The sequence below is a fragment of the Halopseudomonas sp. genome (assembly GCF_036960865.1).
GTDB lineage: Bacteria > Pseudomonadota > Gammaproteobacteria > Pseudomonadales > Pseudomonadaceae > Halopseudomonas.
The window spans coordinates 1-13,963 of record NZ_JBALWE010000002.1 but is presented as its reverse complement, the minus strand read 5'-3'; the positions used below and the strand labels follow the sequence as shown (position 1 = coordinate 13,963).

At 62.0% G+C, this 13,963-nt stretch carries 9 protein-coding genes; 3 read left to right on the top strand and 6 right to left on the bottom strand.

Annotated features, from left to right (window positions below):
* Positions 1 to 44: 44 nt before the first annotated feature.
* The gene (locus tag V7747_RS02480; RefSeq protein ID WP_335614486.1) at positions 45 to 1,379 is read right to left on the bottom strand and encodes a spinster family MFS transporter; all 1,335 of its coding nucleotides are present in this window, start codon (positions 1,377 to 1,379) and stop codon (positions 45 to 47) included.
* Between the two features lie 236 nt (positions 1,380 to 1,615).
* Between V7747_RS02480 and V7747_RS02475 the strand changes: the two genes are divergently transcribed.
* Together V7747_RS02475 and V7747_RS02470 are read left to right on the top strand one after the other, a co-directional pair.
* Entirely contained in the window at positions 1,616 to 2,725 is a 1,110-nt protein-coding gene (locus V7747_RS02475) for an FAD-dependent oxidoreductase (RefSeq protein ID WP_335614485.1), read from the top strand.
* Positions 2,726 to 2,812: 87 nt separating this feature from the next.
* Complete coding sequence (locus V7747_RS02470; protein WP_335614484.1) at positions 2,813 to 3,823, top strand: methyl-accepting chemotaxis protein; 1,011 nt, start codon at positions 2,813 to 2,815, stop codon at positions 3,821 to 3,823.
* A 4-nt stretch (positions 3,824 to 3,827) separates the two neighbouring features.
* Here the strand turns inward: V7747_RS02470 and V7747_RS02465 are convergent, their stop codons facing one another.
* The 4 genes from V7747_RS02465 to smc all read right to left on the bottom strand — a co-directional run bounded on the left by V7747_RS02465 (position 3,828) and on the right by smc (position 11,828).
* Positions 3,828 to 4,871: a tRNA dihydrouridine synthase gene (locus V7747_RS02465; protein WP_335614483.1), complete on the bottom strand. Its 1,044-nt coding sequence runs from the start codon at positions 4,869 to 4,871 to the stop codon at positions 3,828 to 3,830.
* A complete protein-coding gene (ligA, locus tag V7747_RS02460) occupies positions 4,868 to 7,240 on the bottom strand; it encodes an NAD-dependent DNA ligase LigA (protein WP_335614482.1) in 2,373 nt (790 codons plus the stop codon). Before ligA ends, V7747_RS02465 begins: the two co-directional genes overlap by 4 nt.
* A gap of 158 nt (positions 7,241 to 7,398) precedes the next feature.
* Positions 7,399 to 8,247: a cell division protein ZipA gene (gene zipA / locus V7747_RS02455; RefSeq protein ID WP_335614481.1), complete on the bottom strand. Its 849-nt coding sequence runs from the start codon at positions 8,245 to 8,247 to the stop codon at positions 7,399 to 7,401.
* Positions 8,248 to 8,333: 86 nt separating this feature from the next.
* Positions 8,334 to 11,828, bottom strand: coding sequence for a chromosome segregation protein SMC (gene smc, locus V7747_RS02450; RefSeq protein WP_335614480.1), 3,495 nt, complete (start codon positions 11,826 to 11,828; stop codon positions 8,334 to 8,336).
* A gap of 203 nt (positions 11,829 to 12,031) precedes the next feature.
* Between smc and V7747_RS02445 the strand changes: the two genes are divergently transcribed.
* Positions 12,032 to 13,348, top strand: coding sequence for an MFS transporter (locus V7747_RS02445; protein WP_335614479.1), 1,317 nt, complete (start codon positions 12,032 to 12,034; stop codon positions 13,346 to 13,348).
* 25 nt (positions 13,349 to 13,373) lie between these two features.
* Here the strand turns inward: V7747_RS02445 and V7747_RS02440 are convergent, their stop codons facing one another.
* On the bottom strand, positions 13,374 to 13,736 hold the full coding sequence (locus V7747_RS02440) for an STAS/SEC14 domain-containing protein (RefSeq protein WP_335614478.1): 363 nt from the start codon (positions 13,734 to 13,736) through the stop codon (positions 13,374 to 13,376).
* Between the last annotated feature and the right edge of the window lie 227 nt (positions 13,737 to 13,963).

The window sequence follows — 13,963 nt, the reverse complement described above, 5'->3', positions numbered from 1 at the left end:
CCTGTTGAAATAAATAAATCAGCTGGCTACTCCGAGTCAGATACTCAACCAGGCTGGCCCTGCTGTTCACTCCAGTTTTCCAGCGTGTCGCGTGCTGCTCGATAGGGCTTGAGCCCCATCCAGAGCAGAATAATGGAACCCACGGTAATCACGCTGGCGACGATAAAGATCGAATAACGTACCGCCATGTCATCCATGAACACATAGTCGGTGACCATGGCGACGGCGGTCGGCCCAATACCCAGACCGATCAGGGTAATGGTAAACAGGTAGATTGCCGAGGCCTGGCCACGCATGGCGTTGGGCATGATCTCCTGAATGGCGGCCGGAGCCACGCCAAACGGCATGGCCACGGTGAATACGTTGAAGAACATGATAGCCCACAGCAACGGCATGTTATCGACCAAAAATACCACGTTGCACAGCAACGTCAGCACGGCCGCCAGCAACCCCACCCGCATGTTGGCATCGCGGTAACCACGACGCGCCAGATAATCCGCCAGGCGGCCACCAAAGACGATACCGGTGGAGCCGGCGACCATCACCAGGCTGCCGTAGTAGATGCCGACTTCGCCGGGCGTCAGGCCGTGGGTACGAATAAAAAAGGTCGGGATCCAGGCCGAGGCGCCATACGAAGCAAACGACAGGCAGGCAAAGCCGAAGTTGTGGCACAGCACCGCCTTGCGAATGGTCAGCAGGTACGCACCCACTTGCTTCAACGGCACGGCAACACCAGCGCCGACGCCCTTGCGGGTTGGCTCTTTGATCGCCAGCAGCACCAGGCAGAACATCAGCCCCACGGCGCCCAGCACCAGGAAGATCAACTGCCAGGGGCGTACTACACCGAGCACCGGCAGCGTCATCGGGCCTTGAGCGTTGGCCCAGGTCACCACGATGCCACCAAGCAGAAAGGCCATGCCCGCGCCCAGGTAGATACCCATGGCGTACACGCTGATAGCTGTGGCGCGGCGGTCGGCCGGGAAGCTGTCGGCAATCAGCGAGTAGGCCGCCGGTGATAACGCGGCTTCACCGGCACCCACACCAATACGGCAAAGAATGAAATGCCAGTACTGCTGCGCCAGGCCGCAGGCCGCGGCCATCAGACTCCAGAAGGCGACACCCCAGGCGATCAACCCGCGGCGGCTCTTGCTGTCGGCGATCCGCCCCAGCGGAATACCCGCAACCGTGTAGAAAATGGCGAACGACAGGCCCATCAGCAAGCTCATCTGGGTATCGTTGATGCCCAGGTCGGCGCGAATCGGCCCCACCAGCAGATTTAGAATCTGTCGATCAACAAAGGAAAGCACATAGGCTACCAACAGAATGCCCACAGTGACCCAGGCTCTGACGGTGGTGGGGTAGCGATTATTGTCGATCACGCCATGCTCCTTCGTTTTTTGTACTTGGAATTGTCAGATCTGGAGACTAGCAGGTTCGCACAGCGAAAGTCGATTCCGAAATACGCGCATCATTCAGCACAATGCGTATCTATCAATGCCGGCAATGTGACATTTTGAAACACCCCCAAGCGTAGACCGCAAAGGGCTTTGCGCCGCACCTTTCCGACCGACTGCAAAGGCTTCCCCTGGGGGCGTGCCAAGGCTAGTCTAGCGGGATGCACACCTCCCCCTTGCAAGCGCCGCTGGTCATGGTCGGTGGCGGCCATGCTCACTTGGTTGCCCTGCGCCAATGGATTGCCAGCGGCCAGCAAGCACCTGCCGGCAGCCTGCTGATCAATGCGCAGCCTTATGCCTGGTACTCCGGCATGCTGCCGGGGCTGCTGGCTGGCCGCTTTGCTGCCGCGCAATGCCGTATCGGGCTTGCGTCTCTGGCCGCCGCCTGCGGCATGCAGTTGATCTGCGATGAGCTACTGGCGCTGGATGCCAACGGCCAAGCCATCCTGCTGGCCAGCGGCAAGCGCATAGGCTTTACCCGGCTGTCGCTGAATACCGGGGCGCTACCGGTGATCAACTTTGCTACCGACGGCAGTCTGCCGCTGGTGGGTGCCAAGCCCTTCCCCGGCATAGTGCAACAATGCCGCACCTGGCAGGCGCTACCACCGACGCATCTGGCGATTGTGGGCGGCGGCGCGGCCGGGGTCGAGCTGGCACTGGCCCTGCGTATCAGCCTGCCTACTACGCAGCTGTCGCTGTTCTGCGGCAACGGCTTGCTGGCCAGCCATCCGCCCCGTCTTGCCCAACTCGCCCGCATCCGCCTGAGCGAAGCGGCGGTAAAGCTGCACGAGACGCTGCCGATAGAAAGGATTAGCGAGGCAAGGCTATACGCGGCCGGGCGCGCCGTTGCGCAGCCAGACGCCGTGGTGCTGGCCACGGGCGCAGCTGCCGCCGATTGGCAGCTCGCCAGCGGATTGCAGTGTGATGAGCGGGGTTTTGTTCGGATCAATAGCCAGTTGCAGAGCTGCAGTCATGCGCACATTTTTGCCACCGGCGATTGCGCCAGTCTGCCGAACACCCCACACGCCGGCGTTTACGCCGTACGCCAGGGGCCCGTGTTGGCGCACAACCTGCTGGCAGAAGACAACGGCAGACAACGGCAGCGCTACCAGCCGCAGCCGCGCGCGCTAGCACTGCTGGCCTGCGGCGATGGCAGCGCACTCTTGAGTTATGGCCGGCTGGCCACCCAGGGGCGGCTTGCCGGCAAGCTGAAAGATTGGCTGGATCTGCGCTTTATGCATGCGCACCAGTTGGCCACGCAAGACGATTGAATTGCCGGATGGGCAGTGGCCTAATGGCCGCCACAGGTCTGACTTCACAATAACAATGAGCAGTAGCTGTACCTGACGGAACACCTCATGCGAACAGGAATTATCGGCAAGGCGGCCTTGGCCTGCATTCAACTGGGCATGCTGGCTTGGCTCTTTAACAGCCACGGCGGCTATGCGCTTGGCCCTGCCCTGGTGCTCTGCGTGGTGCCGTGGCTGGGCCTGCCCTGGCGCTACCCGCCGGCTGATGTGCCTGCCGGCACCAGCGACGACAGCATCCTCAACGCCGTCGCTGCCGAAGCGGCACGGCACACCGACAAGGCCGCACAACAGGCAAATCGCCTGCAGGTACTGGCAAGCCGCACTGCGCAGCTGCCCGACCAGTTGCAGGCAACGCAAAGCGGGCTGCAACACCTGGGCTCGCTCTATACCCAGGAACAACACCGGGCGGCGGACGACCACCACAGCCAACAGATCAGCCAGTCCGTGGCGCAGTTGTGCAGCGTGCAGAGTACCGCCCACACCGCACTGCAGGAGTGCCTTGCTCAGGCTGGGCTGTTGCGTAATCACAGCGCAACCAGTCTGCAACTGCTCAGCCAACTGCAGCAACAAAGTACGCGCATCAGCAAGGTAACCCAGGTGATCGACGGCATCGCCAGCCAGACCAACCTGCTGGCCCTGAATGCCGCGATTGAAGCAGCGCGTGCCGGCGAAAGCGGCCGTGGCTTCGCTGTGGTGGCCGACGAGGTACGCGCACTGGCCACCCGCACTACCGCCGCCACTGCCGAGGTGGGCGACATCATCAACCAGATGGATCAGCAAAGCCTGCAGGTAAGCAATGAGGTCACCGCGCTGGACGCCTGCGTGCAAAGTACCGACGCCCTGCTGACACAATCGGCCGAACAGGCTCAGCAAGCCAGCCAGCTGGGCAATCAATTGCAGGAAGAAATCCAGTGCAGCGCGGCGCAAGCCAACCCTGCCCTCTCAGCCGAGCTGTCGGGACAACTGGCATCGCTTGAGCAGCTGTTGCAGCAGAGTGAACAGGCAAGCCGTCAACTGATTGCCGAGCTGAACCAGCTCAGCCAGCAGGCGCCCGCCTAGCAGATCAAGCTGCGCCCAAAGCGCTGGCGGACGGCAAGACCAGCAGCGTTTGGGCTTGATCCTCACCCGCTGCCAAGGCGGCCAGGCAGGCGCTGATGGCATCGGCATCATTTTCGCGGCGTAACGCCGCAAACAAGGGCTTGGCCTCCGGGTAGGTCAGCCCCAACATCGATAACCACTGTTTAAGACGCCCCGGCGCATGGCGGTCAACCACCCGCGCACGGGTCTGCGCAAAGAAGTCAACGACCCACGGCAGCAAGCTGTGCCAAGGCGCCATACCGGCATCAACGCCATCTAGCCCGCGAATCTGCCGCGCCAAATCAGGCCGGCGTACCAGGCCACGGCCAATCATCACCTGCTGGCAACCGCTGATCTCGCGAATCTCGTGATAATCCTCTGGCGTCCAGACGTCGCCATTGGCAATCACCGGCACATGCACCGACTCGCGAATACGCGCCAGCCAGTGCCAGTGCGCCGGCGGCTTGTAGCCATCCATCTTGGTGCGTGCGTGTACGGTGATTTCGCTGGCGCCGCCGTCAGCGAGTGCGGCGGCACATTCCAGCGTCTGCGCGGTATCGCTGTAACCCAGACGCATCTTGGCGGTGACCGGGATATGCGCAGGCGTGGCAGCGCGCACACTGGCGACGATCTGCTGCAGCAGTTCCGGCTCGCGCAGCAGCGAGGCACCGCCGCGATGTCGGTTGACCGTCTTGGCCGGGCAGCCAAAATTCAGATCAATCGCCGGCGCTCCCATGCTCGCCAGCAGAGCGGCATTCTCGCCCATCCAGCGCACATCCGAGCCCAGCAGTTGCGGCCGCACCGGCACCCCCGCGCGGGTTTTCCAGTCGTGGCTCAGCTCTGGCACTATGCGTTGAATACTGCCGCGGTTGAGCAGGCCAGTGGTGACGCGGATGAACTCGCTCACACACCAGTCGATGCCGCCAATACGGGTAAGAATGTCACGCATTGGCGGGTCGACCAGGCCTTCCATCGGCGCCAGTACGATCACTGGCTTGGCTGACAATGCATCTGTGCCCAGTTGCGTCATGGCGTGATGCCCTGCTCTGCCAGCATGCTTAGCAGCCCTGCCTCGTCCATTACCTGTACGCCCAGCTGCTCGGCTTTAGCCAACTTGCTGCCCGCGCCAGGCCCAGCGACCACGCAGTGGGTCTTGGCCGAAACACTGCCGGCCACCTTGGCACCCAGACTTTCCAGGTGCACCTTGGCCACGTCACGCGACATCGCCTCCAGCGTGCCGGTGAGCACCCAGGTCTGACCACTGAGCGGCAGGCTGTCGGCCTGGGCACGTTCCGACTCCCAGTGCATGCCAAAGTCACGCAGTTGCTGCTCGACACTCAATGCCTGCTCGCGGAACTGATCGTCCAAGGCAAAGGCGCGCAGGCCCTTGATGGCTTTTTCGTTCAAGCGCTCGACCTGCTTCAGGTCGAGCCAGTCTGCCTCCAGGATTGCCTGCAGACTGCCAAATTGGCTGGCCAGGCGCTCGGCGCCGGTCTTGGCGATGTGCGGAATATCCAGCCTGGCGAGAAACTCGGCCAGCGATACGCTGGCAGCGAACTCGGCGCCCAGCTCACCAGGCTCCTCCGGTTTAACGCCAAGCGCCAGCAGCTGATCGATCACCTGCTGGTTGTGCTCATCGGCAAAGAAGTTGTGAATCTCGTACGCCACCTCGGCACCCACGTCCGGCAGATATACCAGCACCTGTGGCAGCGCCTGGCGAATACGCGCCAGCGAACCCAGCGCGCGCGCCAGCAGCTTGGCGGTTTCTTCCCCCACATCCGGAATACCCAGCGCATAGATGAACCGCGCCAGCGTGGGCGCGCGGCTGTCGGCGATGGCGGCCAGCAGGTTGCGGGTCGAGAGATCGGCAAAGCCGTCAAGCGCCAAGACCTGATCGTAGGTCAGCTGGTACAGGTCAGCCGGCGAGCCGACCAGACCGGTATCCACCAGTTGCTCGACGCTCTTCTCGCCCAGACCATCAATATCCATCGCCCGGCGTGAAACAAAGTGAATAATCGACTGTTTGAGCTGCGCCTGGCAGGTCAGCCGGCCCACACAACGATAGACCGCGCCTTCCGAGGTGGTCTCGCGGCCCTTGCCGCGCTTGATCAACTGGGTGCGCTCGACCGCTGAACCACAGACCGGGCAGCTCTCGGGCACCGCAACCGGGCGCGCGTCTGCCGGGCGTCGGTCGCTGACCACCTGCATTACCTGGGGGATCACATCGCCGGCACGGCGGATGATCACGGTATCGCCGATCATCACCCCAAGGCGGGCGACCTCATCCATGTTGTGCAGGGTGGCGTTGGATACGGTCACACCTGCTACCTGTACCGGTTTGAGCCGCGCTACCGGGGTAATGGCGCCGGTACGGCCCACTTGAAACTCCACATCGAGCAGCTCGGTCAGTTCTTCCGAGGCGGGAAACTTATGTGCAATGGCCCAGCGCGGCTCGCGTGAGCGAAACCCCAGCTCACGTTGATAGTCGAGCCGGTTGACCTTGAACACCACGCCGTCGATCTCGTAATCCAGCGCCGCACGGCGCTCGCCGATGTCGCGGTAATAGTCCAGACAGCCGGCAACCCCCTGCTTGATCTTCAGCTCGCGGCTGATGGTCAGCCCCCACTCCTTGAAGCGCTGCAGAATGTCAGCCTGAGTCGTCGGCAATTCGCCTTCCACGCGGCCAAAGCCGTAGCAGCAGAACTCCAGCGGACGCGAGGCGGTAATCGCCGGATCGAGCTGGCGCAGACTGCCGGCGGCGGCGTTGCGCGGATTGGCGAAGGTCTTGCTGTCGTTGGCGCGCGCAGTCTCGTTTAGTGCCTCGAACCCAGCCTTGCTGATGAAGACCTCGCCGCGCACTTCCAGTACGGCCGGCCAGCCCTCGCCGCGCAACTTGAGCGGCACGTTGCGGATGGTGCGCACGTTGCTGGAAATATCCTCGCCGGTGCTGCCATCGCCGCGTGTAGCGCCGCGCACCAACAGCCCGTTTTCATACAAGAGGCTGACAGCCAAACCGTCTAGCTTGGGCTCGCAGCAATACTCCACCTCAGCGCCGTCGCCAAACAGGTCGCCCGCCGGCAGGTCCAGACCTTCACGTACGCGGCGGTCAAAGTCCAACATGTCCTGCTCGGCAAAGGCATTGCCCAAGCTGAGCATGGGGATTTCGTGCTGCACCTCGCCAAAGCCACCCGCAGGTGCGCCACCCACCCGCTGGGTCGGCGAATCAGGGGTAATCAGATCCGGATGCTCGGCTTCAATGGCTTTCAGCTCATTGAACAGACGGTCGTACTCGGCATCCGGAATGGCCGGCTCGTCCAGCACGTAATAGCGGTGGTTATGCTGGGCGATTTCCTCGCGGAGCGCCAAGGCGCGTTCGGCAGGCGTGGTGTGCTGGGACATGGATAACCGGCGGTATTGGGAAACAAGCTGCCGATTGTAACCAAGCCAGGGAGTGGCAAGCTACCAGCGCCGCAAGAGGTCAGCTGCAAACCAGCTGTTCAGCGCTGGTTTGCAGTGTGTTGCGCGAGGCTTAAGACGGGAGTCTTGCGCCGCTGCTGTCAGCGGCGCTGGGTGTAGTGACGACGTTCGAATTCGGCGATGCGCTGGCGGTAATGCTCGATGGTTTGTGCGGTGAGTACGCTGCGTTGCTCGTCTTTCAGATCGCCACCCAGCTCGTGGGACAGTTTGCGTGCAGCGGCAATCATCAAATCCAGCGCCTGCTTGGGGTGGCGCGGACCAGGTAGCCCCATGAAGAAGCTCACCGCACGTACGTACCCGCTGTCCATTTCATCCAGATCAAACACACCGGGTTTCAGCGCGTTGGCCATGGAGAACAGCACATCGCCGTTGCCGCTCATGCTTTCGTGACGATGGAAAATGTTCATATCGCCATAGCGCAGGCCACTTTCCAGAATGCTCTGGTGCAGCGCCGAACCAAGGAAGCCCTGCTCATCACGCGCCACAACATTGATTACCAGCACCTCTTCCACCGGCAGGGATTCTTGCTCGGGTTTGGGTTCGGTGTGCTCATATTTTTCTGGCTTGCGCGATTTGTTCGCTTTGCTGGCGGGCTCCTGCGCCACCGGGTCAACCAGTACCGGCGGCTCTTCCAGATCCAGACCCACTTGCTGCGGCTCGTGCCATTCCGGTTGCGCTTGGCTGTCGCCTACATCGTCAAGAGCGGAGCCAAAGGAGGGTTCTTCACGTTCATGCCGGCCGCCGACCACGCGCGGTGGCCCCAGCAGCTCATCGCTGCCCGCTTCGTTTTCCGGCAAATCGCTGAGGTTGCGTTCCAGTTTGAAGCGAATGCGCGAACGCCCACCCATGCGGCGCCAGCCATCAAACAGAATGCCGGCGATGACAAGAAGGCCAATAATGAAAAGCCACTCACGCAAACCGAAATCCATGAATACCCGTTCCTGTTCTCACAATTCTGTTTGGGGCCAAGGCCCGCCTGTTATCTGGCCGGATGCTAGCATGCCCGCCGCCAACTTTACACTGCCGCCAGTGCTGCCGCTTCTTCCACGTCCACTGTGACCAATCTGGAGCAACCGGGTTCATGCATGGTCACGCCCATCAGTTGATCTGCCATCTCCATCGCAATTTTGTTATGCGTGATGTAGATAAACTGGACCCGCGACGACATTTCCTTGACCATGCGCGCGTAGCGCCCCACGTTCGCGTCATCCAGTGGCGCATCGACCTCATCGAGCATGCAGAACGGCGCCGGGTTGAGCTGGAAGATGGAAAACACCAGCGCAATCGCGGTCAGCGCCTTCTCGCCACCGGAGAGCAGGTGAATGGTGCTGTTCTTCTTGCCGGGCGGGCGCGCCATGATGGTCACACCGGTATCCAGCAGATCATCCCCGGTCAGCTCCAGATAGGCATTACCACCGCCAAAAACCTTGGGAAACAGGGCCTGCAGGCCATGGTTGACCTTGTCGAAGGTCTCCTTGAACCGCGCACGGGTCTCGCGGTCGATCTTGCGGATCACTTGCTCCAGCGTGTTCAGCGCCTCTTCGAGGTCGGCGTTCTGCGCATCCAGATAACGTTTACGCTCGGACTGCTGTTCGTATTCTTCGATAGCCGCCAGGTTGATCGCACCCAGCCGCTGGATACGCGCATCGAGTTGCGTTAGTTGCTGCTCCCAGTCGGTTTCGCTGGCACCGTCGGGCAGGGTTTCGATCACGCCATTCAAGTCGTAACCGGCTTCCAGCAATTGCTCCTGCAGGCCCTGGCGACGGGTTTGCAGGTCACGCGCGGTCAGGCGTTGCTCGTCCAGCTGGGTGCGCAGTACCTGCGCTTGCTGCTCGGCCTGCACTCGGCGGGTTTCCTGCGCGCGCATTTGCTGGTCGACGCCTTCCAGCGCTTCGCGGGCGCGGCTGAGCTCGTGCTCTACCTCAACACGTTGCTCCAGCAGCGTTTCCAGCTCGATGCGCTGGTCATCTTCCGGCGCCTGGCTTTCTTCCAGGGTCATGCGCAGCTGCTCACGGCGCTCACCCAGGCGCTCGACCTGCATCAACTGCCGCTCCAGCCCCTGCGAGGTGCTGTTCTGCTGCGCGCGGAGTGACTGCACGCGCAGGGCCAGCTGATGCGAGCGATCCTTCTGCTGGCGACCCTGCTGGCGCGCCTGATCCAGCGCTTCGCGCGCTTCGTCACGCTGGCGCAGCAAAGCTTCGCGCTGGCCGGTGTCCTGCTCCATGCTGTCGAGTGCCGCCTGCAACGTGAGACGGGCTTCGCCGATCTGTTCCAGCTCGTCGCTACGTTGTTGCTTGATGTCCTGCAGATCGTCGCCGATGCGCTGGCGCCGTGCGGTGATCTGTTCCAGCCGTACCTGCTTGGCCGACCACTGTGCCTTCAGGTCACCCTGCTCACGCCCCAGACCAGACAGCGTCTGCTGGAGGCCATCGCGCTGCTGCTCCAGCCCGCGAATACGATCACGCAGTTCGCCCAGACGCTGCTGCCCGGCCTCCAGCGCCAGTTCCTGTTCGCCCAGTTGCTGCTGCAGTTGCTCCATTTCCTGCTGCCGGGCCAACACGCCCGACTCGCTGGCCTCACCGCGCCGATAGCGCAGCCAGTTGGGGCCAAGCCAATGACCCTGCGGGGTAATCAAGGATTCGTGCGGAGCCAACTGGTCACGTTGCGCCAAGGCTGCAATCAGGTTGTCGACCGGCCGAATGCTGCCCAGCCAAGGGCTCAGATCAAGCTGTGAGGTGACCTTGTCGAGCAGGCTGCCAGGGCTGGGCTGCCGCAGCGTGCGGGCGTCCAACAGACGCAACTTGCCCTGCGAAAAGTCGCTCAGGGCATCGCTCAACGAGGCAACATCATCCAGGCACACGGCCTGCAGGTCGTCGGCCAGTACGGCCTCCACCGCCAGTTCCCAGCCGCTGGCTACCTGAATCTGCTCAGCCAATTGGCGGCCGGCGGCCAGACCTTGGGCGGCTAGCCAGTCCCCTACTTCGCTACCCTGATCCAGCGCGGCCTGTTGCAATGCCTCCAGCGAGGCCAGACGGCCACTACCACGCTGCGTTTCGCCACGGCGTATATCCTGTTCCTGCTGCAGGGCGTTGAGGTTGTCGCGCTCGTGCTGCAGGGTTTCATTGACATCGGCAAGCGTCAATTGATCGCTCTCGGCGCGCATTTCCAACTCGGCCAACTGCTCGCCCAGCTCAGCCAGTTCGTCATCCAGCGGGCCGGAACTCAAGCCACTGCGTTCATCCTCAAGGCGCTGAATCCGCTCGCCCAGGCGCTCGATCGACTGCTCCATATGGCGAATGCGCGACTGTTCCACCTCGGCCTGCTGACGCGGCACCGCGGCCTGCTGGTTGAACTGCTCCCAGGCCTGCTGCCAGCTTTGCATGGCTTCTTCTGCGGCCTGCAGCTGGATAGCCGTGTCTTCATCGGCCGCGCCCGCGAGTTCCAGTTCCGGTTCCAGTTCGGCCAGTTCATTTTGCAGGTCGGCGAGCAGCGCCTGATCCTGGGTCAGGTGACTCTGGGCCTCCTGCCAAGCTTGTTCGGTCTGCTCGATATCGTCGTGCAGTTGTCGCTGGCGGTCGCGGTTGAACTGCAGCACCTGCTCTATGCGGCTGATGTCGGCGCCCAGACTGTAGAAGCGTGCCTGAACCTGATTAAAGCGCTCGTTCAGGTCGCTGTGCTGGTCGCGCTGTTTCTCGATCTCGCTGTCGGCATTACGCTGTTCGGCAATCAGCGCTTCCAACGCCACTTCCAGATCGCGTACTCGGTGCTCGCGCTCACCAGCCTGCTCGTTCAGCGTCTGCCAGCGCAGGGCTTGCAGCTGGGCCTTGAGCTGACGCTCCTCGGCCTTGTATTCCTTGTACTTCTCAGCCGCTTGCGCCTGACGTTGCAGGTGCGACAGCTGTCGCTCCAGCTCATCGCGCAGGTCAGTCAGCCGGGAGAGATTCTCATGGGTGCGGCGAATTCGATTCTCGGTCTCACGGCGACGCTCCTTGTACTTGGAGATACCCGCAGCCTCTTCAATAAACAGCCGCAGCTCATCGGGCTTGGCCTCGATCAGCTTGGAAATCATGCCCTGCTCGATGATCGAGTAGCTGCGCGGTCCCAGACCTGTGCCCATGAAGATGTCGGTAATGTCCCGGCGCCGACACTTGGTACCGTTGAGAAAATACTGATTCTGCGCCTCGCGGGTGACCCGGCGGCGGATGGAGATTTCGTTGTAACCGGCGTACTCGCCCTGCAGGGTGCCATCGCTGTTGTCGAACACCAGTTCAATGGACGCCTGGCCGACCGGTTTGCGCGTGTTGGAGCCATTGAAGATAACGTCGGTCATCGACTCGCCGCGCAGGTTCTTCGCCGAGCTTTCACCCATCACCCAGCGCACCGCATCAATAATGTTGGATTTGCCGCAGCCATTGGGCCCCACCACGGCTCCCATGTTGGTCGGGAAGTACACAGTGGTGGGGTCCACGAAGGATTTGAAGCCTGCCAGCTTGATGCATTTCAATCGCATGGGTGAGGCATGTCCTTGCTCTGCTCGGCGGTTGCTGCAGCATCTGGCTGCCGGCAACAGAATAAACCCGCATTTTTACCCGCTATGCTGGGCAAAGAGAAGCCCCGTGGCGGAAATCGCCTCTTATTGGCACCCTAGCCAAGCCAGCCTGTCTGCGGCAAACTCGTGCGCCACGTCAGTAAAGTAACGAGAACGCCCCGCCCATGCCCCTTGATCCAGACCTGAACGGCCTATACAGCAAGTTGATGAACGAAGAGGACGCCCGGGTCTGCAAGGATATTCCCGACGGCGCCTGTACCGACGTGCCACAGAACTTTTTCCGTCAAGTACTGGCCACTACGCTGACCAGCCTGGGCGATACCCTGACCAATCCGAAAACCACGCTGGCCTGGTTGCTCGGCGTGGTTGGCGCGCCCGTCGCGCTGGTTGCCTGGCTGGTGCCGATCCGCGAGTCCGGCTCCATGCTGCCGCAGCTGTTCATCGCCTCCTACGTACGCCGCTTCCAGTATCGCAAGGGTACCTGGATCATCGGCAGCCTGCTGCAGGCCGCAGCCTTGCTGGCCATGGGCGCTGCAGCCTGGCTGACCGAAGGCACGCTGGCGGGTGTGCTGATCATTCTGTGCCTGATTATCTTCAGCCTGGCGCGTGGGCTGTGCTCCGTCGCCAGCAAGGATGTGATCGGCAAGACCGTTCCGAAGACCCGGCGCGGTCGTCTCAATGGCCTGGCTACCAGCCTATCGGGGTGGCTGGCACTGGCCTTTGGCGTTTACTGCCTGATCTGGCCGCCACAGGACGATGACATGCTGTTTTACGCCAGCCTGCTGGTGGGCTCGGCATTATTGTGGGTTCTGGCGGCGCTGGTGTACCGCAGCATCGACGAGGCGCCGGGCGCCACCGAGGGTGGAAGCAACGGCCTGCGGGAAGCGATGGGACGTATCAGCCTGCTTAGGGACGACAAACCCTTCCGGCGCTTTGTAATCACCCGCGCCCTGCTGCTCTGCTCGGCGCTGTCCGCGCCCTATTACGTGATTTTGGCTCAAGACCTGGACACCAGCTTTGGCATGCTCGGCGCCTTTCTGGTCGCCAACGGTCTCGCCAGCAGCCTGAGCGCCATGGTCTGGGGCCGCATGTCCGACAAGTCGAGCCGTCAGGTACTGATTCGCGCGGCCTTTATTGCCAGCCTGCTGGGGCCGCTGGTAATAGCGCTGCACAGTTTTTCAGTCTTGCCGCAGGAGCTGCAGGCGTGGCTGTTTCCAGTGGCCTTTTTTATTCTCGGCATCGCCCACAGCGGCGTGCGGGTAGGCCGCAAGACCTATGTGCTGGATATGGCCGGGGGCAGCAAACGCACCGACTACGTCGCCGTGAGCAATAGCGCCATCGGGCTGATTTTGCTCGCCACCGGGCTGTTTGGCCTGCTCAGCTCGCTGATTGGTGCCGCCGGCATGTTGCTGCTGCTATCGGGTATCGGTCTGCTGGGAGCGCTGCTGGCGTTCAGCCTGCCGGAAGTGCAGCAGGACTGAGCGCCGACAAGCGGGTAACAAGACGCTAGTTGGCCTGCACCCAATCGCGAGCCGCGTCGGTTTGATCTGATGGGAAGACGCGCACATCGATCGAGCTGAACAGCTTGTCTGCCAAGCTGGCCATTTTCTCCAGCCAATGCCGGTCGGTCACCACCGCCTCGCGCTCAAATCGCCCCCAGTTGCTCAAGCCGTACTTGATGTCCTTGTAGAAGGCTTCGACCGAGATACCGTCGAAGCTCGGCATCTCAACGTACAGGCGCACTCTGGGGTACTTTTCCAGGCAGACCTCAATTAGCGCAATAGCCTGATCCAGGACCTCGGCGGTGATTTTACCTTCGACGCGAAACCCTACTACGCGGTCGTCGGCAAAGGGGATGGAAGTCAACATCTTTCACCTCTCCTGCCTGCCGTGCAGGCGCTGAGTGCGACAACAACCCAACCACAAAGGCGCGAGGCCACGCTGGTACGTCAGCGGATGCGCGGCACCAGCGGCTCACCTGCATTTGGACAAGGGCGTAGTGATCGGGTTCAGTGGGGGCTTGTATGGATAATTTCTGCCGTGTTTGGGTAAATTGAGGCCCACCCCCGACGGCCATCGGGGGCCTTCATGCAGTA

What these genes read in the sequence shown, in the direction of transcription:
- V7747_RS02445 (WP_335614479.1), top strand. Translation starts at nt 12,032, where the DNA reads ATGCCCCTTGATCCAGACCTGAACGGCCTATACAGCAAGTTGATGAAC.
- smc (WP_335614480.1), bottom strand. Translation starts at nt 11,828, where the DNA reads ATGCGATTGAAATGCATCAAGCTGGCAGGCTTCAAATCCTTCGTGGAC.
- zipA (WP_335614481.1), bottom strand. Translation starts at nt 8,247, where the DNA reads ATGGATTTCGGTTTGCGTGAGTGGCTTTTCATTATTGGCCTTCTTGTC.
- V7747_RS02475 (WP_335614485.1), top strand. Translation starts at nt 1,616, where the DNA reads ATGCACACCTCCCCCTTGCAAGCGCCGCTGGTCATGGTCGGTGGCGGC.
- V7747_RS02440 (WP_335614478.1), bottom strand. Translation starts at nt 13,736, where the DNA reads ATGTTGACTTCCATCCCCTTTGCCGACGACCGCGTAGTAGGGTTTCGC.
- V7747_RS02465 (WP_335614483.1), bottom strand. Translation starts at nt 4,871, where the DNA reads ATGACGCAACTGGGCACAGATGCATTGTCAGCCAAGCCAGTGATCGTA.
- V7747_RS02470 (WP_335614484.1), top strand. Translation starts at nt 2,813, where the DNA reads ATGCGAACAGGAATTATCGGCAAGGCGGCCTTGGCCTGCATTCAACTG.
- ligA (WP_335614482.1), bottom strand. Translation starts at nt 7,240, where the DNA reads ATGTCCCAGCACACCACGCCTGCCGAACGCGCCTTGGCGCTCCGCGAG.